Origin of the sequence: Micromonospora sp. M51, from assembly GCF_018070305.1 — a bacterium.
Taxonomy (GTDB): domain Bacteria; phylum Actinomycetota; class Actinomycetes; order Mycobacteriales; family Micromonosporaceae; genus Micromonospora; species Micromonospora parva.
Map to the genome: position 1 here is coordinate 1 of NZ_JAGPXZ010000013.1, position 25,067 is coordinate 25,067.

At 70.6% G+C, this 25,067-nt stretch carries 22 protein-coding genes and 1 pseudogene; 15 read left to right on the forward strand and 8 right to left on the reverse strand.

Annotation, left to right across the window (positions count from 1 at the left end; genetic code table 11):
* The 3 genes from KBX53_RS01720 to KBX53_RS01730 all read left to right on the forward strand — a co-directional run.
* On the forward strand, positions 1–396 hold a 396-nt coding region (locus tag KBX53_RS01720; RefSeq protein WP_210857588.1), incomplete at its 5' end, for a phosphatidate cytidylyltransferase.
* A 104-nt stretch (positions 397–500) separates the two neighbouring features.
* The gene (gene rlmN / locus KBX53_RS01725; RefSeq protein ID WP_210857589.1) at positions 501–1,658 is read left to right on the forward strand and encodes a 23S rRNA (adenine(2503)-C(2))-methyltransferase RlmN; all 1,158 of its coding nucleotides are present in this window, start codon (positions 501–503) and stop codon (positions 1,656–1,658) included.
* 31 nt (positions 1,659–1,689) lie between these two features.
* Complete coding sequence (locus tag KBX53_RS01730; RefSeq protein ID WP_210857590.1) at positions 1,690–2,493, forward strand: DivIVA domain-containing protein; 804 nt, start codon at positions 1,690–1,692, stop codon at positions 2,491–2,493.
* An 84-nt stretch (positions 2,494–2,577) separates the two neighbouring features.
* Here KBX53_RS01730 and KBX53_RS01735 read toward each other — a convergent pair whose 3' ends face one another.
* Positions 2,578–2,799 carry a DUF2631 domain-containing protein gene (locus KBX53_RS01735; protein WP_036412111.1) on the reverse strand — a complete coding sequence of 74 codons (222 nt, stop codon included), beginning with the start codon at positions 2,797–2,799 and terminating at the stop codon, positions 2,578–2,580.
* A 269-nt stretch (positions 2,800–3,068) separates the two neighbouring features.
* Here KBX53_RS01735 and KBX53_RS01740 point away from each other — a divergent pair, with 269 nt between their 5' ends.
* The gene (locus KBX53_RS01740; RefSeq protein ID WP_210857591.1) at positions 3,069–4,649 is read left to right on the forward strand and encodes a Rieske 2Fe-2S domain-containing protein; all 1,581 of its coding nucleotides are present in this window, start codon (positions 3,069–3,071) and stop codon (positions 4,647–4,649) included.
* A gap of 106 nt (positions 4,650–4,755) precedes the next feature.
* Here KBX53_RS01740 and KBX53_RS01745 read toward each other — a convergent pair whose 3' ends face one another.
* Entirely contained in the window at positions 4,756–6,351 is a 1,596-nt protein-coding gene (locus KBX53_RS01745; RefSeq protein ID WP_210857592.1) for an NAD(P)/FAD-dependent oxidoreductase, read from the reverse strand.
* Between the two features lie 83 nt (positions 6,352–6,434).
* Positions 6,435–7,265: pseudogene (locus KBX53_RS01750) on the reverse strand (YhjD/YihY/BrkB family envelope integrity protein).
* A 51-nt stretch (positions 7,266–7,316) separates the two neighbouring features.
* Between KBX53_RS01750 and KBX53_RS01755 the strand changes: the two are divergent.
* The 8 genes from KBX53_RS01755 to ispG all read left to right on the forward strand — a co-directional run bounded on the left by KBX53_RS01755 (position 7,317) and on the right by ispG (position 17,014).
* Complete coding sequence (locus KBX53_RS01755) at positions 7,317–7,868, forward strand: GNAT family N-acetyltransferase (protein ID WP_030335177.1); 552 nt, start codon at positions 7,317–7,319, stop codon at positions 7,866–7,868.
* Positions 7,869–8,318: 450 nt separating this feature from the next.
* A complete protein-coding gene (locus tag KBX53_RS36065; RefSeq protein ID WP_247674963.1) occupies positions 8,319–9,428 on the forward strand; it encodes a discoidin domain-containing protein in 1,110 nt (369 codons plus the stop codon).
* Positions 9,429–9,443: 15 nt separating this feature from the next.
* Complete coding sequence (locus tag KBX53_RS01760) at positions 9,444–12,020, forward strand: CARDB domain-containing protein (protein ID WP_309140692.1); 2,577 nt, start codon at positions 9,444–9,446, stop codon at positions 12,018–12,020.
* A gap of 131 nt (positions 12,021–12,151) precedes the next feature.
* A complete protein-coding gene (locus tag KBX53_RS01765; RefSeq protein WP_210857593.1) occupies positions 12,152–12,574 on the forward strand; it encodes a hypothetical protein in 423 nt (140 codons plus the stop codon).
* A gap of 120 nt (positions 12,575–12,694) precedes the next feature.
* A complete protein-coding gene (locus tag KBX53_RS01770) occupies positions 12,695–13,327 on the forward strand; it encodes a Uma2 family endonuclease (protein WP_210857594.1) in 633 nt (210 codons plus the stop codon).
* 43 nt (positions 13,328–13,370) lie between these two features.
* A complete protein-coding gene (dxr, locus tag KBX53_RS01775) occupies positions 13,371–14,582 on the forward strand; it encodes a 1-deoxy-D-xylulose-5-phosphate reductoisomerase (protein WP_030335169.1) in 1,212 nt (403 codons plus the stop codon).
* Entirely contained in the window at positions 14,582–15,832 is a 1,251-nt protein-coding gene (locus KBX53_RS01780; RefSeq protein WP_030335167.1) for an RIP metalloprotease, read from the forward strand. Before dxr ends, KBX53_RS01780 begins: the two co-directional genes overlap by 1 nt.
* A gap of 9 nt (positions 15,833–15,841) precedes the next feature.
* A complete protein-coding gene (ispG, locus tag KBX53_RS01785; RefSeq protein ID WP_030335165.1) occupies positions 15,842–17,014 on the forward strand; it encodes a flavodoxin-dependent (E)-4-hydroxy-3-methylbut-2-enyl-diphosphate synthase in 1,173 nt (390 codons plus the stop codon).
* A 183-nt stretch (positions 17,015–17,197) separates the two neighbouring features.
* Here ispG and KBX53_RS01790 read toward each other — a convergent pair whose 3' ends face one another.
* The gene (locus KBX53_RS01790; RefSeq protein WP_030335162.1) at positions 17,198–17,794 is read right to left on the reverse strand and encodes a PadR family transcriptional regulator; all 597 of its coding nucleotides are present in this window, start codon (positions 17,792–17,794) and stop codon (positions 17,198–17,200) included.
* Positions 17,795–17,906: 112 nt separating this feature from the next.
* On the opposite strand from KBX53_RS01790, the gene KBX53_RS01795 reads away from it, so the two are divergent.
* Entirely contained in the window at positions 17,907–19,160 is a 1,254-nt protein-coding gene (locus KBX53_RS01795) for an MFS transporter (protein ID WP_030335161.1), read from the forward strand.
* Positions 19,161–19,165: 5 nt separating this feature from the next.
* On the forward strand, positions 19,166–20,005 hold the full coding sequence (locus tag KBX53_RS01800) for a DUF4081 domain-containing GNAT family N-acetyltransferase (RefSeq protein WP_030335160.1): 840 nt from the start codon (positions 19,166–19,168) through the stop codon (positions 20,003–20,005).
* Between the two features lie 445 nt (positions 20,006–20,450).
* Here KBX53_RS01800 and KBX53_RS01805 read toward each other — a convergent pair whose 3' ends face one another.
* From KBX53_RS01805 to KBX53_RS01820, 4 genes are all read right to left on the reverse strand, one after another.
* Positions 20,451–21,017 (reverse strand): hypothetical protein, encoded by a 567-nt coding sequence (locus KBX53_RS01805; protein WP_210857595.1) that lies wholly within the window; start codon positions 21,015–21,017, stop codon positions 20,451–20,453.
* A gap of 787 nt (positions 21,018–21,804) precedes the next feature.
* Positions 21,805–22,449: a response regulator transcription factor gene (locus KBX53_RS01810; RefSeq protein ID WP_030336424.1), complete on the reverse strand. Its 645-nt coding sequence runs from the start codon at positions 22,447–22,449 to the stop codon at positions 21,805–21,807.
* On the reverse strand, positions 22,440–23,594 hold the full coding sequence (locus KBX53_RS01815) for a sensor histidine kinase (protein WP_030336422.1): 1,155 nt from the start codon (positions 23,592–23,594) through the stop codon (positions 22,440–22,442). The genes KBX53_RS01810 and KBX53_RS01815 overlap by 10 nt, the downstream gene beginning before the upstream one ends.
* Positions 23,595–23,721: 127 nt before the next feature.
* On the reverse strand, positions 23,722–24,504 hold the full coding sequence (locus KBX53_RS01820; RefSeq protein ID WP_030336420.1) for a DedA family protein: 783 nt from the start codon (positions 24,502–24,504) through the stop codon (positions 23,722–23,724).
* Positions 24,505–24,586: 82 nt separating this feature from the next.
* Here KBX53_RS01820 and KBX53_RS01825 point away from each other — a divergent pair.
* The coding region (locus KBX53_RS01825; protein ID WP_309140693.1) for a nitrilase-related carbon-nitrogen hydrolase at positions 24,587–25,067 on the forward strand (481 nt) is incomplete at its 3' end.

The window sequence follows — 25,067 nt, forward strand, 5'->3', positions numbered from 1 at the left end:
CTGGCCACCCTGATCGGGGTGGTCCTCTCGGACACCGGTGGGTACGCGGCCGGGGTCTCCTTCGGCAAGCACCCGATGGCCCCGTCGATCAGCCCGAAGAAGTCCTGGGAGGGCTTCGCCGGCTCGGTCACCGCGGCGGCGGTGGGCAGCGCGTTGCTGCTGTGGCTGATGTTCGAGGTGGCCCCCTGGTGGGGTGCGCTGTTCGGGGTGGCCGTGTCCTGCGCGGCGGTCCTCGGCGACCTGGCCGAGTCGATGATCAAGCGGGATCTGGGCGTGAAGGACATGAGCAACCTGCTGCCCGGCCACGGCGGTCTGATGGACCGACTGGACTCGATCCTGTTCGCGGTGCCGACGGCCTACCTGCTGTTGGCGGTCCTCGTGCCGGTGGTGGGCTGAGGTATGAATCACGGCTACCCGGTCCTCCGGCTCCGGTGGTCGCGCCCCGTTCGACACCTCCGGACCGGCGCCCGCCGCCGACGGCGTGACACACTGGACCAGCCATGACGAGCCTGCCTTTGATCCCCGCCACCTCGGTCGCCCCCGCCGCGCGCCGGGCCTACATGCCCCCTCAGCACCTCGCTGACCTGGACCTGGCCGGCCGCCAGGCGCTGGTTACCGGGTTGGGGGAGCCGGCCTTCCGCGCCAAGCAGGTCTCCAACCACTACTTCGGGCGGCTGGTCCGCGACCCGCAGGCGTTGACCGATCTGCCCGCGGCGACCCGGGAACGGCTGGCCGACCAGTTGCTGCCGCCGTTGCTCACCCCGGTGCGCGAGTTGGCCTGCGACGACGGCGCCACCCGCAAGGCGCTCTGGCGGCTGCACGACGGTGCGCTGGTGGAGAGCGTGCTGATGGGCTACCCGGACCGGGTGACCGTCTGCATCTCCAGCCAGGCGGGGTGTGGCATGGCCTGTCCGTTCTGCGCGACCGGCCAGGCGGGGCTGACCCGCAACCTGTCGACGGCGGAGATCGTCGACCAGGCGGTGTACATGGCCGGGGTGGCCGCCTCCGGCGTGGTGGCCGGCTCCCCGCCGAGGCTGTCGCGCGTCGTCTTCATGGGCATGGGCGAGCCGCTGGCCAACTACAACCGGGTGATCGCGGCGATCCGTCGGCTGGTCAGCCCGGCTCCGGAGGGGCTCGGTCTGTCCCAGCGGCACATCACCGTTTCCACGGTCGGCCTGGTTCCTGCCATCCGCCGACTGGCCAGCGAAGACCTCTCAGTGACCCTTGCGTTGTCGTTGCACGCGCCCGATGATGATCTGCGCGACGAACTCGTGCCGGTAAACCAGCGCTGGAAGGTAGCCGAGGTGCTGGACGCAGCGTGGGACTACGCCGCCCGGACGGGCCGCCGCGTGTCGATCGAGTACGCGATGATCAAGGACGTGAACGACCAGCCGTGGCGAGCCGACCTGCTCGGTCGGCTGCTGGCCGGCAAGTTGGCCCATGTGAACCTCATTCCGCTCAATCCGACGCCGGGCAGCCGCTGGGACGCGAGCCCGAAGCCGGTCGAGCGGGAGTTCGTCCGGCGGTTGCGCGAGGCCGGGGTGTCCACCACAGTTCGGGACACCCGGGGCCGCGAGATCGACGGCGCGTGTGGCCAGCTCGCCGCCGCCGAGGACAACGACACCTTCACCGACCGCGCCGGAGAGGCACCGGCGTGACCGGGCGTGGCGAACGAGACCAGGAGACATAGTGGCGAGTCAGGGTCAGCGTTTCCGGCGCAAGGCGCTCCGCCGGGGATACAAGGTCGACGAGGTGGATGCCTTCCTCGACCGGGTCGAGGCGACGCTCGACGGCCGACAGGTCGGCGCCCCGGTGGCCTCCCAGGAGGTTCACGACGTCGTCTTCCGGGTCCGCTTCAACGGCTATGACGAGTGGCAGGTCGACCTGCACCTGGATCGGGTCGAGCGGCAGCTGGCCGAGCTGGAGGAGCGCAACAGCGCCGGGCGCGGTGCCGACCCCCGGATGGGCCCACCGGACCGGATGGGGCCGCCGATGCGGGATGACCGGGGCATGGTTCCGCAGCCGATGCCGCCCCGGCCGATGCCCGCGCAGGCCGGCCCGCCCTACGGTCGCTACGACGAGCCGACCGGTGCCTTCGCCGGTGGGTACGATGCCCCTCGCGGCGGTGGTTACGACGCGCCACGTGGCCCGGCCGGCCCTCCGATGGGCCCCGGTGTCCCGATGGGCCCCGGTCCGATGGGCGGCCACGGCATGCCGCAGCGCGGCCTGCCCGCCGGCCCCAGTGGGTACGGCCCGGACGACCAGCGTGGGCCCGGTGGGTACGGCCCGGACGACCAGCGTGGCGGGTACGACCCCGACCAGGTGGACCGGTTCTTCGAGACGCTGCTCGGTGGCATGCAGCGGCGCAACCCGATGCCGGTCGACCCGAAGGACCTGGACACCCTCCGGTTCGGCCTGGTGCCGGGTGGCTACTTCGAGGCCGAGGTCGACGCCGCGCTCAAGGACGTGCAGGACATCCTCTTCGGGCGCTGACCCCGACGCGTACGGACGAGGGCCCGTCCCCCGGGTGGGGGCGGGCCCTCGGCGTTCTCGGCCGACGTCCGGCGGTGGGTCGGGTCAGGAGCGCAGACCGCTGCGCCGCAGCACGATGTCGCCGATCACGATGATCAGCAGCAGCGCGGCCAGGCCGATCAGCCAGATGTCCTCGACCCTGCCCTCGTGGTTGCCGCAGATCATCGCCAGCAGCGCCAGTGCGGACAGCACGGCGCCGATCTGCCCGGCCTTGCGGTGCCCAGGCTTGTGCTGGTCTGGCGACGTTACCGGCTCGCTTCCTGCCACTGTCGGTCCTTCCCTCGCGATCGGATCTTTCGTTAGTCTGGCACGCCTTGCGTCAGGCCCGGCGCAGGGTCCGGCCAGTTGAGGGAACGGCATGACTCGCGGGGAGAGCCGGGAGCTGTCGAAGGCCGCCCACGGGGCGTAAGCGGCGAGGGGCGGGCGGCCTGTTGCGGGCGGGCCGAACGGCACTACCGGCGTCGCGGGGCGGTGGTCAGACTCGCTCCGGTAGCGTTTGGCGTACACCTGATTGTCTGTTTGAGGGGGACTGTGCGGTGCGAGTGACCGGAACCGGGCACGCCAGCATGCGGATCGACACGGCTGCGGGCAGCATCCTGTGCGACCCGTGGGTCAACCCGGCCTACTTCGCCTCGTGGTTCCCTTTCCCGGACAACTCACTGCTGGACTGGGAGAGCCTGGGTCAGGTCGACTACCTGTACGTCTCCCACCTGCACCGGGACCACTTCGACGCGAAGCACCTGCGGGACTTCGTCTCCAAGGACGCCACCGTCCTGCTCCCCGAGTTCCCCACCTCGGAGATGGAGGACGAGTTCCGGGCGCTGGGCTTCACCAAGTTCCTGAAGGCGCCCAACGAGCAGGTGGTGGAGCTGCCCGGCGGCCTGAAGATCATGATTCAGGCGTTGACCAGCCCGACCGATGGGCCGATCGGCGACTCGTCGCTCTGGGTGGAGTACGACGGGGTGCGGCTGCTCAACCAGAACGACGCCCGTCCCACCGACCTGAGCGTCTTCGCCGAGTTGGGGCACGTGCACGCGCACCTGCTCCAGTTCTCCGGCGCGATCTGGTACCCGATGGTCTACGAGCTGCCGCAGGCGGCGAAGACCGCGTTCGGCAAGCAGAAGCGGGACCGGCAGTTCGACCGGACCTGGCGCTACATCGACGACCTGAAGGCGTCGCACGTCTTCCCGATCGCCGGCCCGCCGTGCTTCCTCGACGACGCCCTGTGGCAGTTCAACGACATCCACGGCGACGAGGGCAACATCTTCCCCGACCAGTCCGTCTTCCTGTCGGAGTACGCCAAGGTCGGCGGCACCAACGGGATCGTGCTGCTGCCGGGCAGCATCGCCGAGGTCACCACCGAGGGTGCGAGCACCACCCACCCGGTGCCGGTGCAGGAGTTCTTCGCGAACAAGGTCGCCCACCTGGAGGAGATGCGGGAGCGCAAGCGCCCGATCATCGAGGCGGAGAAGGCGTCCTGGCGGCACCCCGAGGTGGACGTGCTCGGGGAGATGAAGCGTCGGATCGAGCCGCTGCTGGACGAGTCGATCTACCTGGCCAAGGGGGTCGGCGGCCCGGTCCGCTTCGACCTGGTCGGCTACGACGGCGAGAGCGTCGAGTCGATCGTGGTGGACTTCCCGGGCAAGGAGGTCCGGCCGTACGCCGAGGAGAAGGTCCGCTACCGGTTCCGTACCGACCGGTCGCTGATCGAGCACCTGCTCTTCATCGACGAGGTGGACTGGGTCAACTCGCTCTTCCTGTCCTGCCGGTTCTCGGCGGCCCGCATCGGCCAGTACAACGAGTTCGTCTACGCGTTCTTCAAGTGCCTCTCCGAGGAGCGGCTGCAGTACGCCGAGGGCTGGTACGACGAGCACGAGCGCACCACCGACGCCGAGGACATCACGTTGGGCGACTGGGTGGTGCAGCGCCGCTGCCCGCACCTGAAGGCGGACCTGACCCGCTTCGGCATCGTCGAGGGTGACCAGCTCACCTGTCAGCTGCACGGCTGGCGCTTCGACCTGCCCAGCGGCCGCTGCCTGACGAGCGTCGGCCACAAGGTGCGCGCCCACCGCGTGGACGCCGAAACCCCCGCCCCCGCCGGCGAAGCAGTGATCTGACCCCCGGCCCTCACCCCACGGCCTGGTTGATCGTGAAGTTGTTGCCTGCCACGGCGGCGTGTCGTGGCGGTAACGTCATGATCAACGGCGCGACGGGCTGGGGGAGCTAGGTCGATAGGTCTTTGAGGATGCGGCGGGCGGCGTTGTGGCCGGCTGCGCCGATGACGCTGCCGGCCGGGTGGCAGCCGGCGCTGCCGGCGTACACGCCGTCGATGCCGGTGGCGTAGGGCATCCGGTCGGTGAACGAGACCGTGTTGTCGACGTGGTGGATGTGCCCGCCGGTGATGCCGAAGTGCTCCTCGATGCCGGGCGGCGGCAACGGCACCGCGTCGGCGATCAGGTCGGCGGTGCCGGGGGCGTACCGCTCGACGATCCCGATCAGCCGGTCGACGTAAGCGGGCAGCGCCGCGTCCCAGGTGGTGCCGGCCAGCTCGTACGGGACCGACTGGACGAAGAGCGCCGACGAGTGGTGCCCGGCCGCGTCGGAGAGCGACGGGTCGACTGTGGTGTGCAGGTACCACTCGATGGTGGGCTCCGCCGGCAGCCGCCCGGCCTGGACGTCCGCCCACATCGCGCGCAGCGCGGTCATCGGCGACGCCTCCGCCCCGCCGACCAGTGACGCCGAACCGGGCAGCAGGTGGATTGTCGAACCGAACGGGCTCGGCGTACCGTCCGGCAGGCAGGAGAACCGGGGCAGCCCGGTGAGCGCCAGGTTGAGCTTGAGCGTGGTGCCGGGCCGGCGGACCGCCGCCATCCGTTCGCCGAGCCGCGCCGGGAGCGCGCCGTCGGGCAACAGCTCCATCAGCCGGTACGGGTCACACGCGCCGAGCACCACCCGGGCGGCGACCTCCCGACCGTCGGCCAGCACCACTCCGCTCGCCGCGCCGCCGTCCAGGGTGACCGCGCGTACCGGCGTACCGGTCCGGATCGTCGCCCCGGCGGCGCGCGCGGCCTCGGCGAACGTCCGCGAGACGGTGCCCATCCCACCTTCGGCGATCATCCAGGTGCCGCCGGATCCGGGCAGCCGGCACATGTTGTGCACGAGGAAGTTGTGGCCGGTGCCGGGGTCGTCCGGGCCGGCGTTGAGCCCGGACAGGCCGTCGGTGACCGCGTACATGCTGACCAGCAGCTCGGAGCGGAACTCGAACCGGGCCAGGTAGTCGGCGACCGAGCCCCGCACAAGATCGACGAAGACCGCGCGCAGCGCCGGGCGGACGTACCGCTCGGCGGTTTCCTCGACGGTCAGCGGCTCGGCCAGCCAGGCCGGCGCGAGGTCCTCCCGCAGCGCGGCCAGCTCGGCCTGCATGGCGTCGTCGGCGGCCACGTCGGCGGGGGAGAAGAACTCGGCGAGCTGTGCCCGGGTGGCGGCGGTGTCAGTGCCGAAGAGCAGGTACGGCGAGCCGAGGCCGCCCGGGGTGGGGAGGAAGTAGTGCGGGTCGCGGCGCAGCACCGGAATCCGCACGTCGAGCGTGGCGAGCAGCTCCGGGGGCATCAGCCCGAGCAGGTACGAGCCGGTGGAGTGGCGCAGCCCCGGCACCTTCGGGAACGGGTTCTCGGTGCGGGTCGCGCCGCCGATCACGTCGGCGGCCTCCAACACGAGGACGTCCAGGCCGGCACGGGCCAGCAGGACCGCGGAGACCAGACCGTTGTGCCCGGAACCGACGATCACGACGTCGGCCCGAGCCGGAATCTCACTGCTCATGCCACCGCACCCTAGTCCGCACCCCCCACCCCCGTCCTCGCAGCCGGGGCAGCGCGGGGAGCAGCGCGGGTGATCAAGAGGGGTCAGCGGGTGGGTTTGGTGCGCCAGTGGGAGAGGGCCAGGGTGGCGGAGTAGCCGGCCAGGACGATCACGTGGAACAGGTAGAGCCAGAGGAGTACGGCCACCCCCGCGCCGATCTCGTCGAAGCCGCCGAACGGCACCCCCAGATCCAGCGGGAGCGAGGCGAAGAGGACGAAGCCGTGCATGAAGCCGGAGAGGTTCGCCGCCGTGAACGACCCGATCCCGAGGGTGGAGAGCCAGTCCGGTGAGGCCGGCCCGACGACCCGGAACACCCACACCAGCACCGGCGTGAGCACCAGCCAGACCCCCAGGAACGACAGCACCACGCCCAGCACACCGAGCCAACCGCCCTGGCGTACGAGGCGGGTGGTGAGCGGGAGCGCCAGCAGGATCGACAGCAGCAGTGCGGGGGCCGGCGCGAGCAGTGGCAGCAGCAGGAGCCGGCCCCGCCAACCGACCAGGTGCTAGTCTGAGCGGGGCGCGGCCACCGAGACGAACGCCCGGCGCAGACCCTCGCCGTACAGCGAGGCGGGCAGCAGGGAGGCCAGCGCGAGCAGCGGGGTCAGCTCCACCCCGGCGTTGACGAGCGCGTCCACCGCCCGGGGCGCGCCGATCGCGGTGGGCAGGGCCTCCACGGCGTACGAGGTGAGCCGGCGTACCCGGTCGGCCCCGGCCAGCAGCGAGGTGAGCCAGATCGCCAGCAGGGCGACCGGCACCACGGCGATCGCCCCGTAGAAGGTGATCGCGGCGGCGTGCAGCGATAGGTCCCGTCCGCGCACCGGACGGAACGCGGCACTGGTGATCCGTTTCGTGCGCTGCCATCCGTTGCCCATCGGGTCCTCCTTCCCCATCGTCGGGGCCGTCACTCCTTAAGATCGCCGGTCATGACTGTTCTCACCACCGAACGCCTGATCCTGCGTGACTGGACCGACGATCCGGCCGATCTGGCCCGGATCTACGACATCTACTCCCGTCCGGAGATCACCCGCTGGTTGGCGGTGTCGCCGGGCCTGCCGATGACCGACCCGGCCCAGGCCGTCGAGCGGCTGCGCATCTGGCAGCACCGGCACGCGGCGGACGGGGGCCGGTACGGCACCTGGGCGATCGAGGTGCGCGAGACCGGCACGGTGGTGGGCACGGTGCTGCTCAAGCCGATGCCGGGACGGGACGAGGCGGTGCTGACCGAGGACATCGAGACGGGCTGGCACCTGCACCCGGACTCGTGGGGTCACGGGTACGCCACCGAGGCCGCTCGTGCGCTCGTCGCGCGGGAGTTCGCCGCCGGCACCCGGGAGATCTACGCGGTGGTGTCGCCGGGCAACGAGCCGTCGATGGCGGTCGCTCGGCGGCTGGGCATGGCGCACGTCGGTCAGCGCACCGACTGGTACGGCGGAGAGCTGTTGGAGACGTTCGTCCTGACGGCACCAGATGACTGATCGTTCCCGTACGACCTGACGCAAGATCCGCGCAACTTCGGGGAAGGTGTGGCCTCCAGTCGTCGGGAGCTCGCACCTTCCCCGAAATTGTGGGCAGGTCAGCAGGGACGACGGCCATCGGGGCAGACAACTCCGTCAATAATCACGGGTGTCGAAGTGTTGACGCTCCCGTAGCACGTCAGTAACCTTTGGGCCAAAGTAGCGCAAGATTTCGACAAAGACGTGCACGGTTCTGCGCACAGCCTCGGAAGATTCAACGGGCCTCCTCGGGAGGCCCGTTGATGGTCGTACCCATCTGGTGTTTCCAGGACGAGCGGCGCCCCCGCGCCGCCCGTGCCATCCCGTCTCTCTCGGCACCGGCCCACCCGCGTCGGCCGGCGCTGCACCGCCGCACCCCCACCCCCGTGGTCACGCCACCGCGGCAACCGTTCCCCCGACGACAGGACAGCCATGAGACGAACGAATCTGTTCAGGATGGTGGCGGCCACGGCCGTCGCCGCGCTGATCGCGACGGCCGGGGCGACCGCCGTCGCGACCCCGGCCGCCGCCCGTCCCGCCGACACCGCAGCAGCAGCGACCAGTGGCTTCGCCCCGGCGGCCACCAACCTCGCGCAGGGCCGTCCCACCCAGGAGAGCGGCCACGCCGACGTCTACGACTCGTCGAAGGTCGTCGACGGCAACGCGGGCAGCTACTGGGAGAGCGTCAACAACGCGTTCCCGCAGTGGGTGCAGGTCGATCTCGGCTCGTCGCAGAGCGTCAACCAGGTGGTGCTGAAACTGCCGACCGCCGGTTGGGGGACCCGGACGCAGACGCTGAGCGTGCGAGGCAGCGCCAACGGCTCGTCCTTCACCGACCTGGTGGGGTCGCAGACGTACACCTTCAACCCGGCGAGCGGCAGCACCGTCACGATCAACTTCAGCTCGACGTCCACCCGCTACGTCCGGATCACCGTCACCGCCAACAGCGGCTGGCCCGCCGGGCAGCTCTCCGAGCTGGAGGTGTACGGCAGCGGCGGCACCGGCCCGGACACCACTGCGCCGAGCGTCCCGGGCACGCTGTCGCAGAGCACGTCGGGCAGCACGATCACGCTGAACTGGGGTGCCTCCACCGACTCCGGTGGTAGCGGGCTGGCCGGCTACAACGTCTACCGGGGCGGCAGCCTGATCGCGACGCTGGGCACCGTCCTGACCTATCAGGACACCCAGCCGGCCACGGCGACAGTGTCGTACCACGTCCGGGCCCGTGACGGCGCGGGGAACCTCTCCGGCAACAGCAACACCGTCACCCGGACCGGCAGCAACCCGCCCGCCTGCACCAACGTGGCGCAGGGCAAGAGCATGACGGCGAGCGGCTCCACCTTCAGCTTCACCCCGGACAAGGCGAACGACGGGCAGCTCGGCACCTACTGGGAGGGTGCGGCGAGTTACCCGCAGAACCTGACAGTGGCGTTGGGCGCGACCCACGCCATCTCCGGTGTCACTGTGAAGCTCAACCCCGACCCGGCCTGGGGCACCCGTACCCAGACCATCCAGGTCCTCGGTCGCGACCAGGCGTCGTAGGCGTACACCAGCCTCGTGTCGGCGGCGGCCTACCAGTTCGTCCAGGGCACCAACGTGGTGACCATCCCGGTCACCGCCACCACCGCTGACGTGCAGTTGCGGTTCACCGGCAACACCGGTGCCCCGTCCGGCCAGGTCGCCGAGCTTGAGGTGTGCGGCACCCCGGCGCCCAACCCGGACCTGGTGGTCAGCTCGGTGACCTGGTCGCCGGCGTCGCCCAGCGAGGTCTCGCCGGTCACGCTCTCGGCCGTGGTGCAGAACATCGGGTCGGCGTCCGCCGGTGCGACCAGTGTGAACTTCAGCCTGGCCGGCGCTGTCGCCGGCAGCGCCTCGGTGGGCACCCTCGCCGCGGGCGCCTCGACCACCGTGACGTTCAACGCCGGTACCCGGCCGATGGGCAGCTACGCCGTCTCGGCGGTGGTCGACCCGGCGAACACGATCGTCGAGCAGAACAACGGCAACAACAGCCTCACCGCCGCGTCACCGCTGGTCGTGGCGCAGGCCCCGGGCCCCGACCTGCAGGTGCTCAGCATCGCCTCGAACCCGCCGAACCCGGCCGTCGGGGCGTCCGTCAGCTTCACCGTGGCGGTCCGCAACCGGGGCACCACAGCGACCGGCGCGACCACTGTCACCCGACTGGTGGTGGGCGGCACCACGCTCAACACCACCACCGCCCCGATCGCGGCCGGCGCGACGGTCACCGTGGCCGTCACCGGCAGCTGGACCGCCACCAGCGGCGGCGCCACCATCACCGCCACCGCCGACGCCACGAACGTGGTCACCGAGACCAACGAGACGAACAACTCGTTCAGCCAGTCGATAGTGGTCGGGCGCGGGGCCGCCGTCCCGTACGTCTCGTACGAGGCGGAGGCCGGTCGTTACCAGGGCACGCTGCTGGAGGCCGACCCGCTGCGCACCTTCGGGCACACCAACTTCGCCAGCGAGTCCTCGGGTCGCAAGTCGGTACGGCTCACCGGCACCGGCCAGTTCGTCGAGTTCACCTCGGCCAACCAGGCCAACTCCATAGTGGTGCGCAACTCCATCCCGGACGCCCCCGGTGGCGGTGGTATCGAGGCGACCATCAGCCTCTACGTCAACGACGTCTTCTCCCGGAAGTTGACCCTGTCGTCGAAGCACAGCTGGCTCTACGGCAACACCGACGGGCCGGAGGCGCTCACCAACACCCCGCAGGCCGACGCCCGACGGCTCTTCGACGAGTCGAACGCGCTGCTGGCGCAGTCGTACCCGGCCGGCACCCGGTTCAAGTTGCAGCGCGACTCGGGTGACACCGCCGCCTTCTACGTCATCGACATGATCGACCTGGAGCAGGTGGCACCGGCGGCGAGCCAACCGGCCGGCTGCACCTCGATCACCCAGTACGGCGCGGTCCCGAACGACGGGCTCGACGACACCGCCGCCATCCAGCGGGCGGTGACCGACGACCAGAACGGCGTCATCAGCTGCGTCTGGATCCCCGCCGGGCAGTGGCGGCAGGAGCAGAAGATCCTGACCGACGACCCACTGAACCGGGGTACGCACAACCAGGTCGGCATCAGCAACGTCACCATTCGGGGCGCCGGCATGTGGCACTCGCAGCTCTACACGCTCACCGAGCCGCAGAACGCCGGTGGCATCAACCACCCGCACGAGGGCAACTTCGGCTTCGACATCGACAAGAACACCCAGATCTCCGACATCGCCATCTTCGGCTCCGGCCGGATCCGCGGCGGCGACGGCAACGCCGAGGGCGGTGTCGGCCTGAACGGTCGCTTCGGCACCGGCACCCGGATCAGCAACGTCTGGATCGAGCACGCCAACGTGGGCGTCTGGGTGGGTCGCGACTACGACAACATCCCCGACCTGTGGGGGCCGGCCGACGGGCTGGAGTTCACCGGCATGCGGATCCGCAACACGTACGCCGACGGCATCAACTTCAGCAACGGCACGCGCAACTCGCGGGTGTTCAACTCGTCGTTCCGCACCACCGGCGACGACGCCCTCGCCGTCTGGGCCAACCCGTACGTCAAGGACCGCAACGTCGACATCGCCCACGACAACCACTTCGTCAACAACACCATCCAGTTGCCCTGGCGGGCCAACGGCATCGCCATCTACGGCGGCTACGACAACTCGATCGAGAACAACCTGATCTACGACACCGCCAACTACCCGGGCATCATGCTGGCGACCGACCACGACCCGCTGCCGTTCTCCGGGACGACGTTGATCGCCAACAACGGGCTCTACCGCACCGGTGGCGCCTTCTGGAACGAGGACCAGGAGTTCGGTGCGATCACCCTGTTCCCCGCCACCCGGGACATCGTCGGGGTCACCATCCGCGACACCGACATCATCGATTCGACGTACGACGGCATCCAGTTCAAGAATGGCGGCGGCAACATGCCGAACGTCGCCATCACCAACGTGCGGATCGACAAGTCGAACAACGGTGCCGGCATCCTCGCGATGGGCGGCGCGCGCGGCAACGCCAACCTCACCAACGTGACAATCACCAACTCGGCCGACGGCAACATCGTCATCCAGCCGGGCTCCCAGTTCGTCATCACCCCCTTATCGGCACGCGCTTGGTGAGGTCGGGGTGTCCGCAGCGCGCGGGCACCCCGACTTCCGTGCTGTGGCGGTGACGATGCGGACGCCTCACGGCGGCGAGCCAGCCCGTGCAATGATCAAGACCAGCTCGCTGGGGGAGGCGGACAGACGGGATGGGTGTCGTCACGACCGGGCTCTGCCTCGCCGTACCCGCTCTGTTCCTGCTCTGGTTCTGGGGCCGACCCCTGCTCAGCGGCCGGTGGAAGACTCCAGGCTGGTTCGTCGCGACGGCCGGCCTCTCGATCGTCGCCACCGCTGTCACGTGGTTCGTCGGGGCGTTCGCGGGTTCCTCCATGAGTTCGGCGGAGTCCTGCCGACAGGCCGGCGTCAACTACGACAGTGCCTACCGCGCCGCCCACTGGCGTGAGTCGTCGCGATGGTTCCCGCTGCACGATCGGTGCAACGCCACCCACGACCTGGTGCCCGCCTGGATCAACCCGACCCTGGTGCTGCTGACAGTGCTGGCCGTCCTCAGCGTCGGGGTAGCGCTCTGGCTGGCCGTCGCACGACACCGGACCACTGCACGCGCCACGTGAGGCCGCGTGCCTCGATGCCGTCATCTCGGATCGACGGACCGGGTGTGCGATGCCGCGCTTCTGGGGCCGCGGTGACTAGGCTGACCTGAGCAGGATGGTCCGCTGAGGGGGTGAGCCCGGATGGCCCAGGCAGCGTTCGCGCCGGAGCCGGCGCCGCAGCACACCGAGCCGTCGTTCGACGTGCTGCGGTGGCACGACGAGCCGTGGACCGCGCAGCTCGCCCTCGACCTGTTGCCGGAGACCAACGGCCCCAAGGTTGAGGTCCTGAGCGGAAGCGTGATCGTCACACCACATGCAGGAATCGATCATCAGTCGGTCGAGCGGGAGTTGCCCTACGTGCTGCACCGCGCCGCGCGGAAGGCTGGTTTCTGGGTTTACCCGGAGATCAACGTCCTCTCCGACGATGATCTCTTCATCCCGGACATCGCTGTCCTGCGTAAATCCGGTGGCGGCCGCACGGCGGTGCCCATTGCCGAGGCGGTGCTGCTGGGCGAGATCGTGTCTCCCGGAAATCGTCGCAAGGACGTCATCGACCGGCCCCGGGAGTACGCCGCTGTCGGTGTGCCGTTCTTCCTCCGGGTGGACCTGCGCAACCGGGTGCCGACGATGGCTCTGTTCGAGCTGGCCGACGGGGAGTACCGACCGCTGGCCGCAGCTGCGGCGGGGAGCACCTTCGCGATGCGGGAGCCGTTCGAATTCTCCATCGACCCGGCCGAGTTGCTGGACGAGGAGGAGCCCGACGCCGAGGGCTGAGGCTCCCAGCGGGCGTGCAGCCCGGGTGGGGAAGAATGGCCGGGTGACTTCCCCCCGCGACCTCGTTCTGCTCGGGTCCACCGGCTCGATCGGCACCCAGGCCATCGACATCGTCCGGCGCAACCCGGACCGGTTCCGGGTGGTCGCCGTCGGTGCCGGCGGCGGCAACGTCGAACTGCTCGCCACACAGGCCCTCGAACTGGGCGTCGAGGCGGTCGGGGTGGCCAAGGCGTCCGCCGCCCAGGACCTGCAACTCGCGTTCTACGCCGAGGCGAGCCGGCGCGGCTGGGCCACCGGTGACTTCAAGCTTCCCAAGATCGTGGCCGGCCCGGACGCGATGACCGAGTTGGCCCAGTGGCCGTGCGACATCGTGCTCAACGGGGTGGTCGGCTCGCTGGGCCTCGCTCCTACGCTGGCCGCGCTGCGCGGTGGTCGTACCCTCGCGCTTGCCAACAAGGAGTCGCTGGTGGCTGGCGGCCCGCTGGTCAAGGCCGCGGTGACGCGGCCGGGGCAGATCGTGCCGGTCGACTCGGAGCACTCGGCGCTGGCCCAGTGCCTGCGCTCCGGGGCGCGCGGTGAGGTGCGGCGGCTGATCGTCACGGCCAGCGGCGGCCCGTTCCGGGGTCGGCGGCGCGACGAGTTGACGCAGGTCACGCCGGAGCAGGCGCTCGCGCACCCGACCTGGAACATGGGGCCGGTCGTCACGATCAACTCCGCGACCATGGTCAACAAGGCGCTGGAGGTGATCGAGGCGCACGAGCTGTTCGACGTGCCCTACGCCGACATCACCGTGATGGTGCACCCGCAGTCGGTGATCCACTCGATGGTCGAGTTCGTCGACGGCTCGACGATCGCCCAGGCCAGCCCACCGGACATGCGGCTGCCGATCGCGCTCGGCATGGGCTGGCCGGACCGGGTTCCCGAGGCCGCCACCGCCGTCGACTGGACGGCCGCGCACACCTGGGAGTTCGCGCCGCTCGACGACGAGGCGTTCCCGGCCGTCGCCCTGGCCAAGGCCGCCGGGGAGGCCGGGCGCTGCCGCCCGGCGATCTACAACGCGGCGAACGAGGAGTGCGTGGCCGCGTTCGTGGCGGGCCGGCTGCCGTTCCTCGGCATCGTCGACACACTCGAACGCGTGTTGGAGGAGGCTCCGGACTTCGACGAACCAGGTACCGTCGAGGACGTGCTCGCGGCCGAGTCGTGGGCGCGCGCGCACGCGCAGGAGATCATCGCGGGTTCGGTGGAAGGAGCTTGATGTCGTACCTGCTCGGGGTGGTCCTCTTCGCCCTGGCCATTCTCATCTCGGTGAGCCTGCACGAGGCCGGTCACCTGCTGACCGCCAAGGCGTTCGGGATGAAGGTCACCAAGTACTTCGTGGGTTTCGGCCCCACCATCTGGTCGTTCCGCCGGGGTGAGACGGAGTACGGACTCAAGGGCATCCCTCTCGGCGGCTTCTGCAAGATCGTCGGGATGACGCCGCAGGACGACGACGTCGAGCCGGGCGACGAGTCGCGGGTGATGTGGCGCTACCCGGTCTGGAAACGGACGATCGTGATGGCCGCCGGGTCGATCACGCACTTCGCGCTCGCCCTGGTCACCATCTGGATCCTCGCCGTCTCCGCCGGCCTGCCCAACCCCGACTTCCCGACCACCGACGCGCAGGCCCGCCAGGAGCCCGCCGTCATCCAGCTCAGCGATTGCGTGGTCCCGGAGAACGCGGTGCGGGCGTGCACCTCCGCCGACGCGGCCAGCCCGGCCGCCCAGGCGCAGTTGAAGAACGGTGACCGGATCACCTCGATCAACGGCACCCCGATCGGCAACTACGGCGACCTGCTCACCACGCTGCGCAGCCTCAAGCCGGGCGAAACCGCGCAGATCGCGTACGTCCGCGACGGGCAGCCCGCCACCACCAGCACGGTGCTCGCGCAGACCCAGCGCCCGCCGCTGGACGATCCCAACGGCACCGCCGCGCCGGTGGCCGCGCTTGGCGTCGGGCTCGTTCCGAGCACGCCCACCCGCGTGACGTACGGCCCGGTCGGCGCCTTCGGCGCCACCGCCGACTTCACCGGTGACCTGGCCGTCGGCACCGCCCAGGCGCTCCAGCGCCTCCCGCAGAAGGTCCCCGCCCTGTGGACCGCCCTCACCGGCGGCGAACGGGACGTCGACACCCCGATCAGCGTGGTCGGCGCCAGCCGGCTCGGCGGCGAGGCGGTGGAGAACAACGCCTGGCTGGTCTTCTTCATGCTCTTCGTGTCGCTGAACTTCTTCATCGGCGTGTTCAACCTGCTGCCGCTGCTCCCGGTGGACGGCGGCCACATCGCCATCGCCTGGTTCGAACGGGCCCGCTCCTGGGTCTACGCGCGGATCGGTCGGGCCGACCCCGGCCGGGTGGACTACCTCAAACTGATGCCCTTCACGTACGTGGTGATCCTGATCGGTGGCGCGTTCACGCTGCTGACCATCGCCGCGGACGTCGTCAACCCGATCACGCTCTTCTCAAGGTGAGTGCCTGAAGTGACAGCTATCAGTCTCGGTATGCCCGCCGTGCCGCCCCCGTCGCTCGCACCCCGTCGGGCCAGCCGCCAGATCATGGTCGGTTCGGTTCCGGTCGGTGGTGGTGCGCCGGTGTCGGTGCAGTCGATGACCACGACCCTCACCTCCGACGTCAACGCGACCCTTCAGCAGATCGCCGAGCTGACCGCGTCCGGCTGCCAGATCGTCCGGGTGGCGGTGCCGTCCCAGGACGACGTGGAGGCGCTGCCCGCGATCGCCAAGAAGTCGCAGATCCCGGTGATCGCCGACATCCACTTCCAGCCCAAGTACGTCTTCGCCGCGATCGACGCCGGCTGCGCGGCGGTCCGGGTCAACCCGGGCAACATCCGCCAGTTCGACGACAAGGTCAAGGAGATCGCCCGGGCCGCCGGGGACGCGGGGGTGCCGATCCGGATCGGCGTCAACGCCGGGTCGCTGGACAAGCGCCTGCTGAGCAAGTACGGCAAGGCCACCGCCGAGGCGCTTGTCGAGTCGGCGCTGTGGGAGTGCTCGCTCTTCGAGGAGCACGGCTTCCGCGACATCAAGATCTCGGTGAAGCACAACGACCCGGTCGTGATGATCCGGGCGTACCGGCAGCTCGCCGAGCAGTGCGACTACCCGCTGCACCTCGGCGTCACCGAGGCCGGGCCGGCGTTCCAGGGCACCATCAAGTCGGCGGTCGCCTTCGGCGCGCTGCTGGCCGAGGGGATCGGCGACACGATCCGGGTGTCGCTCTCCGCCCCGCCGGTGGAAGAGATCAAGGTCGGCAACCAGATCCTGGAGTCCCTCGGTCTGCGCGAGCGCGGCCTGGAGATCGTCTCGTGCCCGTCCTGTGGGCGGGCCCAGGTGGATGTCTACAAGCTCGCCGAGGAGGTCACCGCCGGTCTGGAAGGGCTGCCGGTGCCGCTGCGGGTCGCCGTCATGGGCTGCGTCGTCAACGGTCCGGGTGAGGCTCGGGAAGCCGACCTCGGCGTCGCCTCCGGCAACGGCAAGGGCCAGATCTTCGTGAAGGGGCAGGTCGTCAAGACGGTGCCTGAGGCGCAGATCGTCGAGACGCTGATCGAGGAGGCGCTGCGGATCGCCGACGAGATGGGCGCCGAACTCCCCGAGGAGCTGCGCGGGCTGGTCACCGGCCCGACCGTCACCGTGCACTGATTTTCCATCTGGACGAAGCGGCCGTTCCCCATTCGGGGAACGGCCGCTTCGCGTCAGTGCTGCTGTGGTTTTCGTGGGTTGTGGCGCTCGTGCTCGTGGTGATGTTCGCGTCTCGTGGTGATGTTCGTGTCTCGTGGTGCGTTCGTGTCTGTGGCGCTCGGGCGTCGTGGCGCGGTGCTGGCGTCACTCGGATTCGGCGAGGATTGCGTACAGCTTGCGTCGGGTCTCGTCGAGCACCTGAGCGGCCCGCTCGCGCTGGTCGTCGGTGCCGTGCATCATCACCTGGCGCAGGGCGTTCATCGCCTGTGCGCCGGAGTCGCGGATGTCGTGCCAGCTGCTCACCGTGCCCTGGGCGACGTCCGCCCACGGCGGGGTCTGCGCGGCCTCGGTGGCCTCGGCCTGACCGGCCTCGCTGACGGTGAACCGCTTCCGCCCACCACCGGACTCCTCGGTGCTGGCGACGATCACGCCCTCGTCCTCCAGTAGCTGGAGGGTGGGGTAGATCGAGCCCGGGCTCGGCCGCCACGCACCGCCGGTGCGGGAGTCGATCTCCTGGATCATCTCGTAGCCGTGCATCGGCCGCTCGGTGAGCAGGGCCAGGACGGAGGCGCGGACGTTGGGGCGTCGGCCCCGACCCCGTCCACGGCCCCGGCCGCCCCAGGGGCCGCCGCCGGGTCCGTGCTCGTGGCCATGACCGTGCGGGCCGGGCGGGACCGGCGGGAAGCCGAATCCCCGCATCCGGGCTTCGTGCATCGGGTGGTGCTGTCGGTGGAACCTCATCGGGCTCTTCCCTTCGGAGGACTATCGCTGATGCATCAACGATATATCGGCAATGCATCGTCGGCAACCAGCGGTTCCCAAACCGTACGTACGTCTTGCTAAAGTCTCGGTCATGCGCCTGCTACCCCCGCCGGGTCCGTCCCGGGTCCTCACCCTCGGCACCCTGGTCAAGACCGTCGGGCGGGGCCTCTGGCTCGTCGCCAGCGCGCTCTTCCTCACCCGGTCGGTCGGCCTCTCGGCAACCCAGGTGGGCATCGGGCTGACCATCTCGGCTCTGGTCGGGGTGCTGGCCAGCACACCGAGCGGCTACCTGGCCGACCGCGTCGGCCCACGTGGAGTGCAGGTCGGTGCGCTGTTCGCCGCCGGCACCCTCACCATCGGCCTGATCGCCGTCCGGTCGCTGCCCACGCTCGTACTGGTGGGAGCCGCCACCGCGCTCGCCGACGCGATCGAACGCGGCGCCCGCGGCGCGCTGATCGCCGGAGCGATCCCGGCCGGCGAGCGGGTCCGCACCCGCGCCTACCTGCGAGCCACCACCAACGTCGGGATCTCCGTCGGTGCCGTCCTCGGCGGCTTCGCCATCGCCGCCGACACCCGCACCGCTTACGTCGCGCTGATCCTGGCCTCGGCGGCGACGTCACTGGCCGCGGCGGTGATCTTCCTCCGACTGCCGACCGTCGCCCCGGTCGCCGCCCCGGCGCACGGCCCTCGACTGGTCGCCCTCCGCGATCGCCCGTTCCTCGCCTTCACACTGGTCGACGGGCTGATGTCGATGCACTTCAGCCTGCTCACCATCGCTCTGCCGCTGTGGATCGCCGGCCACACCCGGGCCCCCGCCTGGATGATCTCCGCGTTGACGCTTGTCAACACCGTGCTGGTGGTGCTCCTTCAGGTCCGCGCCGCGCGTACCGCCGCCACAGTGCCCGGAGCCGCCCGCGCCGCCCGTCGAGCCGGCGTCGCCATCGCCCTGGCCTGCGTACTCTTCGCCGCCAGCGGTGCGCTGCCCACGGCCGGCGCGGTGAGCCTGCTCGGCCTCGGGGCGGTCGCCCACGTCACCGGTGAGCTGTGGCACTCCGCCGCCGGCTGGGGCATCTCCTTCGGGCTGGCACCGGCGGACGCCCAGGGGCAGTACCAGGGCGCGTACGGCATGGGCTACGAACTGGGCAAGATGCTCGCGCCGGTGGTGGTGACCTCCCTTGCGCTCGGCTGGGGCGTACCCGGCTGGCTTGTGCTCGGTGCCCTGTTCCTCCTGCTCGGAGCCCTGGTGCCCCCGGTCGTCCGATGGGCCGGGCGGACGCCGCCCCGTGAAGCCGGTGCCGGCCTTGTCACTCGACCGGCGGAGCGGGGGGTCAATCTGGCAGGCTGATAGTCGTGCTGACGGTGCCGGTACGCCAACTGGGGGAATCGGAGCGGCGCGCGGTCGAGCGACTGCTCGACCATGACCCGTTCGCGGGCGCGCAGGTCGCCGAGCGGATCGCCGCGCGCGGGCTCTCCTGGTGGCGGGCCGAAGGCAGAATCCTGGGGTACGGAGCCCGCCGCAACCTCGAATCACTCTGCTGGCTCGGCGGCAACCTGACCCCGGTGCTGGCCAGCGATGCCGCGGTGGGCGCCTTCGCCGACCTGCTCGCCGGCGAGGAACGGCTCTGCTCCTCCATCGTCGGCCGGGCCGACGCCGTCCTCGGGCTGTGGGACCGCCTCTCCGACACCTGGGGGCCAGCGCGAGACGTCCGCCCCAATCAGCCGCTGCTGGTCACCGACACGCTGCCACCCGTACCGGCCGACCCGGAGGTACGCCAGGTCCGCTCCGGCGAGGTCGACCGGCTCTTCCCGGCGGCGGTAGCCATGTACACCGAAGAGGTCGGCGTCTCCCCACTGGCCGAGGACGGCGGACGCAGCTACCGCCGGCGGGTCAACGACCTGGTCCGGACCGGTCGCGCGTATGCCCGCATCATCGACGGCAAAGTGGTGTTCAAGGCCGAACTCGCCGTTGTCACCAAGCGGACGGCGCAGATCCAGGGCGTCTGGGTGGCACCGGAGTGGCGGGGCCGGGGGATCGCCACCGCCGCCATGGCAGCCGTGGTGCGCGACGCGCTGCTGCGGGTCGCCCCCACCGTCAGCCTGTACGTCAACGACTTCAACCTCCCCGCCCGCCGCGTCTACGAGCGCTGCGGCTTCCAGCCGATCGGCACCCTGGCCACCGTCCTCTTCTGACCGCTGCGGGTGGGCCGCGGTGGGGTATCCCTGCAGATCTTGGACAGTTTCCGTTAGGGCGGAACGGAAAGTGTCCAAGATCTGTAAACGAACGCTGCTTGATGAGGCCATCCGAGCCGCCCGGTGACCCCCTGCATGGCCCACCCCCACCATCACGGCCGGCGTCCCGGCGTCCCGGCGTCCCGGCGTCTGGCATTGCGGGGTCCGGTGTCTGGCGTTCCGGGTCCGGCGTCTGGCGTCTGGCGTCTGGCGTTCCGGGTCCGGCGTCTGTCGTTCCGGCGTCCGGCGTTCCGGTGGCCGGGCGTCTGGCGTCAGGTGGTCAATGGTTCGGGTGCCGGGCGGTCGATGGCAATGCAAAGGCCGCTGGCCGGCACCCCGGGTTGCGGGTGCCGGCCAGCGGTCGGTGTTCTCACGGTTCTACCGTGCGGTGGCGCGGTGGTGCGGGTCAGCTGTTCCAGTGCTGGGCGACGAGGTCGGTGGCCTGCTGCTCCCACTGGGCGTAGGCGTCCGGGTACGCCGAGACCTGCACGGTCTGCGCGGCCACGGTCAGCGGCATGTCCTGCCACCCGTCAACCTGCTTCAGACCCTTCAGGAACGCGGTCGTCGAGTACTCGGGGTCGGTGATCTGCTCCGGCGTACCCCAACCACTGGACGGGCGCTGCTGGAACAGGCCCAGCGAGTCATGATCGTTCCTGTCACCCAGGTGACCCAGGTTCTCCAGCTTCGACTCCTGCAGGCTCGTCGCGATCGAGATCACCGCGGCGCGCTCAGGCAGGCCGGCCTTCTTCGTCGCGGCGATGATCGCCTTGACGTTGGCCGTCTGCTCGTCGTTGAGGGTGATGTGCGACTGGTCGCCCTGCGGCTTCGCCGCCTGCACCGCCACCGCTGCGGCGGCGGGCTTGGCGTCCACTACCGGGGTGGCGGCGTGGGCGGCGATCGGGCCGGCGAAGACACCACCGGCGAACGCGAGACCAGCAACGGACAGCATGCTCTTACGGAAGATCGTGTTCATGGGGGTAGCTCCTTCGGGGGTAGGAACACCCGAACCGCCAAAGGGGGGAACGGCGGCGGGGTGTGAGCACCTCGTCCGGCGCTGCACAAACAAACCGGGAAAGTCTGAGGGGTCGGCGGCCTGCGAGCGGGGGGCTCGTGGCGCCGGGGTCCAGGTGTAACGACCGGGGGCCGGGGTCATTCCGGGGGTGGCCCATCCCGTCGGCACCCACGGGGAGGCGATGCCTGCGGTCGATCGTGGGGACCATAACGACCGGGGGGCCGGGGTCATTCCCCGGTGGCCCAACCTGTCGGCACCCCCATCACGGCGGTGCCTGCGGTCGGTCGTGGGGACCATAACGACCGGGTGGCGGGGGGGGCATTCCACCCTGCCGGACCTCGGATCCCGCGCCCGTGAAGACCGGGCGGCGGGAGGTGGTGCTGCGATCGTCAGGGTGTGTAACGACCCCGGCCCGGCCACGATTCCCGCCTGCGGGTGCGCCCCGTCACCACCCACAAACACCCACAACCCGACACACCACCCACACGACAACGGCCCCACGGCGCCGAACCGGCCCGCACAGCCGTGATCCACTCGGGTTCCCGGAAACCGGGGCATCCGGGACGCCGGGACACCCCGACTTCATGAAACCCGAGTCGATCATGGCGGCCCGGCCCACCCACGGCCGGCCTGGCTCCGCATGCCGGCACGGACCGGCGCACCGGCCCCGCCAGCCGGCCATGGGCCGGCGCAAAGCGCTGGCCACGGGGCTCGGTTCCGTTGCGGGCGGCGTTCGGTGCGGGGTGGGTCAGGTGTCCAGGTAGCGCAGGATGGCGAGGATCCGCCGGCTGTAGCCGGTTGTGTGGGCCAGGTCGAGTTTGTCGAAGATGGCGTTGACGTGCTTCTCGACCGCGCTCTGCGACACGTGCAGCCGTTGGGCGATGGCGAGGTTGGTGTGCCCCTGGGCCATCTCGTGCAGCACATCCCGTTCCCGGGGGGTGAGCCGACCGAGCGGTTCGGGCCGCTCCGAGCCGGCCACCACCTGACGGACCACCTCCGGGTCGAGGGCGGTGCCGCCGGCGGCGACCCGGTCGAGTGCGTCGAGGAAGTCGTCCACCTGGGCGACCCGGTCCTTGAGCAGGTAGCCGACCCCCTCGGGGCGATCCGCGAGCAGCCGCCCGGCGTACCGCCGCTCCACGTACTGGGAGAGCACGAGGACGCCGGTGTCGGGCCACCGGCGACGGATCTCCAGTGCGGCCCGCAGCCCGTCATCGGTGTGGGTGGGTGGCATCCGGACATCGGTGACGACCACGTCGGGACGGGACCGTTCGACCGCCTCGACCAGGTGGGCGGCGGTCCCGACCGCCGCGAGCACCTCGTGGTCCTCGTCGGCGAGCAGCCGGGTCAGACCCTCCCGGAGCAGCGTCGAGTCTTCGGCGAGGACTAGTCGCACGGCAACTCCGTCAGCACCGTCGTCGGACCGCCGGCCGGGCTGGTGACCGTCAGCCGGCCGTCCAGCGCGGCGACCCGCCGCACCAGCCCGGACAATCCGCGCCCGGTCGGGTCGGCGCCGCCGACGCCGTCGTCGTGCACGCGCATCCGGATCCACCCATCCTGTACGCCGATCTCGACGGTGACCAGGTTAGCGGCGGCGTGTTTCGCGGCGTTGGTGAGCGCCTCGCAGGCCACGAAGTACAGCACCGTCTCAGTCTGCCGCTGGGGGCGGACGGGTAGCTCGTACCGGATCCGCACCGGCACCTCTGAGCCGCGGGTGACGATGGTCAGCACCTCGCCCAGATCGCCGCCGTCGAGCGCCGACGGGTAGACGCGCCACGCCACCTGGCGCAACTCCTCGATGGCGCGCTGCACGTCCTCGTGCGCCTGGAGGAGCAGTGCGTGTGTGCGGTCGGTGTCGCGGGTACGCCGGGCGCGGCCGAGCAGCATGCCGAGGGCGACCAGCCGCTGTTGGAGGCCGTCGTGCAGGTCGCGTTCGATGCGCTGCCGTTCGGCGTCGACGGCGGAGATGACCCCGGCCCGGCTGGTGGTCAGCTCGTGGACCCGCCGGGTCAGCTCCGCTCGGCTTCCCGGGCCGAGCAGTCGGTGGGCCAGCCGGACGTCCAGTGCGGCGATGCTGGCGACGGCCTGACCGTTGAGCAGTAGCAACACCGCCCCGACGGCGATCTGGGACACGGCGTCGAGGACTGTCAGCTCTCCGCGCACCGCCGCGGTCAGCACGATCCCGGCGAGCACCACGCCGACGCCGAGCACTGCGTACGCCAGCAGGCCGAGCGTGCCGGGAAGCAGTCGGGCGGCCAGGTAGCCGACCTGGCGACGGGTCGCCACGGCGTTCGGCGCGGGCAGATCCGCCGCGGCGAGCAGTCCGACGAGGCGGCGATGTTCCATCCGCACCAGCCATCCCGCGTACCTGCTGGTCAGGCCGGTGATCCGACGGCCGGCGGCCGGCGCGAACGCGCACCCGGTGAACGCGACGGCCGCGACGACGAGGAAGACGAACTCGACGGCGGCCGTCGCGGTTCCGGCGGCGACGCCGACCGGCAGTCGAAGCCACCACCTGCCGGTTCGCTGTTGCGCCGCCATCTCATCCGCCTTTCGGGCCGAGCCGGTTCCGCACGGTACGCATCACCTGCCGCGCCCGCGAAGTGCCCCGGCTGGCGCATCAGGGCAGCCGAGCGAAGGCAAGGAGCAGAGACACCAGTGGCGCTGACTAGCGCTCGTCGGAGGCCCACGATCCGCTGCGGTAGAGCGTGCCGCGACCACCCGGGTCGGGCACCCCGTTCAGTGCGCTCTGCTCGGGTTCGGTCGGCTCGGGGTTGCGGGCGGCGCGGCGGGCGCGCAGCACGCGGGACCCGACGAACCAGGCCGCCGCCGCCACGCAGACCACGATCACCACTTTCTGGAGCGTGCCGACGTAGCCCTCGACGAGGTGCCAGTTGTCGCCGAGCAGGTAGCCGGCGAGCACGAAGGTGGTGTTCCAGATCAGGCTGCCCAGGGTGGTGTAGAGCAGGAATGTGCTCACCGGCATCCGCTCCACGCCGGCCGGAATGGAGATCAGGCTCCGGAAGATCGGGATCATCCGGCCGAAGAAGACGGCCTTCACGCCGTGCCGCAGGAACCACGCCTCGGTCCGGTCCACGTCGCTGAGCTTCACCAGGGGAAGCCGGGCCACGATGGCGCGCATGCGATCGCGTCCCAGCGCCGCGCCGATCAGGTAGAGCGCGAGCGCGCCCAGCACCGAGCCCAGCGTGGTCCAGAAAATCGCACCGAAGAGGCTCATCCGGCCCTGCGCGGCGACGAACCCGGCCAGCGGCAGGATCACCTCACTGGGGATCGGCGGGAAGAGGTTCTCCAACGCCACCGCCAGGCCGGCACCGGGCCCGCCGAGTCGTTCCACCAGGTCAGTGACGTAGCCGACGATCCCGTCCTGCGGTGGTTCCGCTGCGGCGGCGGGGGTTCCGGTGGCGAACACGGCGTGGGACGTTCGAATCATGCGCCCACGTTACGAAGTCATCCTGAGAACCGACCATGAGGCCGACCGCCCGGCTGCGCGGGGCGACCGCACCGGTGGGGGTGTGGAAAGCCGCACCCCGTTACGGCTCGCGGTGGTGCAGCCGCTGTGCGTACCCCTGGATGTCGCGGCAAACGCGCGGGCGCACGCCGCCGCGGTCCGCGCGGCGGGTGCCCGGTTGGTGGTCTTTCCGGAGCTGTCGCTGACCGGGTACGAGTTGGACGCGCCGGTCGTGTCGGTCGACGACCCGCTGTTGACGCCACTGGTCGAGGCGTGCGCCGAGACGAACGCGCTGGCCCTGGTCGGTGCGCCGGTCGCGGGCGAGCACATCGCGATGCTGGCGGTGACCGGCGGCGGTGCGACGGTGGCGTACCGGAAGATGTGGCTGGGGGACGCGGAAGCCCGCCGGTTCCGGCCCGGCGGTGCGCCGGCCGTGCTCGATGTGGACGGTTGGCGGGTGGGTTTGGCGATCTGCAAGGACACCGGCGTGGTCGCGCACGCGGCGCGGACCGCGGCGCTCGGGATCGACGTGTACGCGGGGGGCG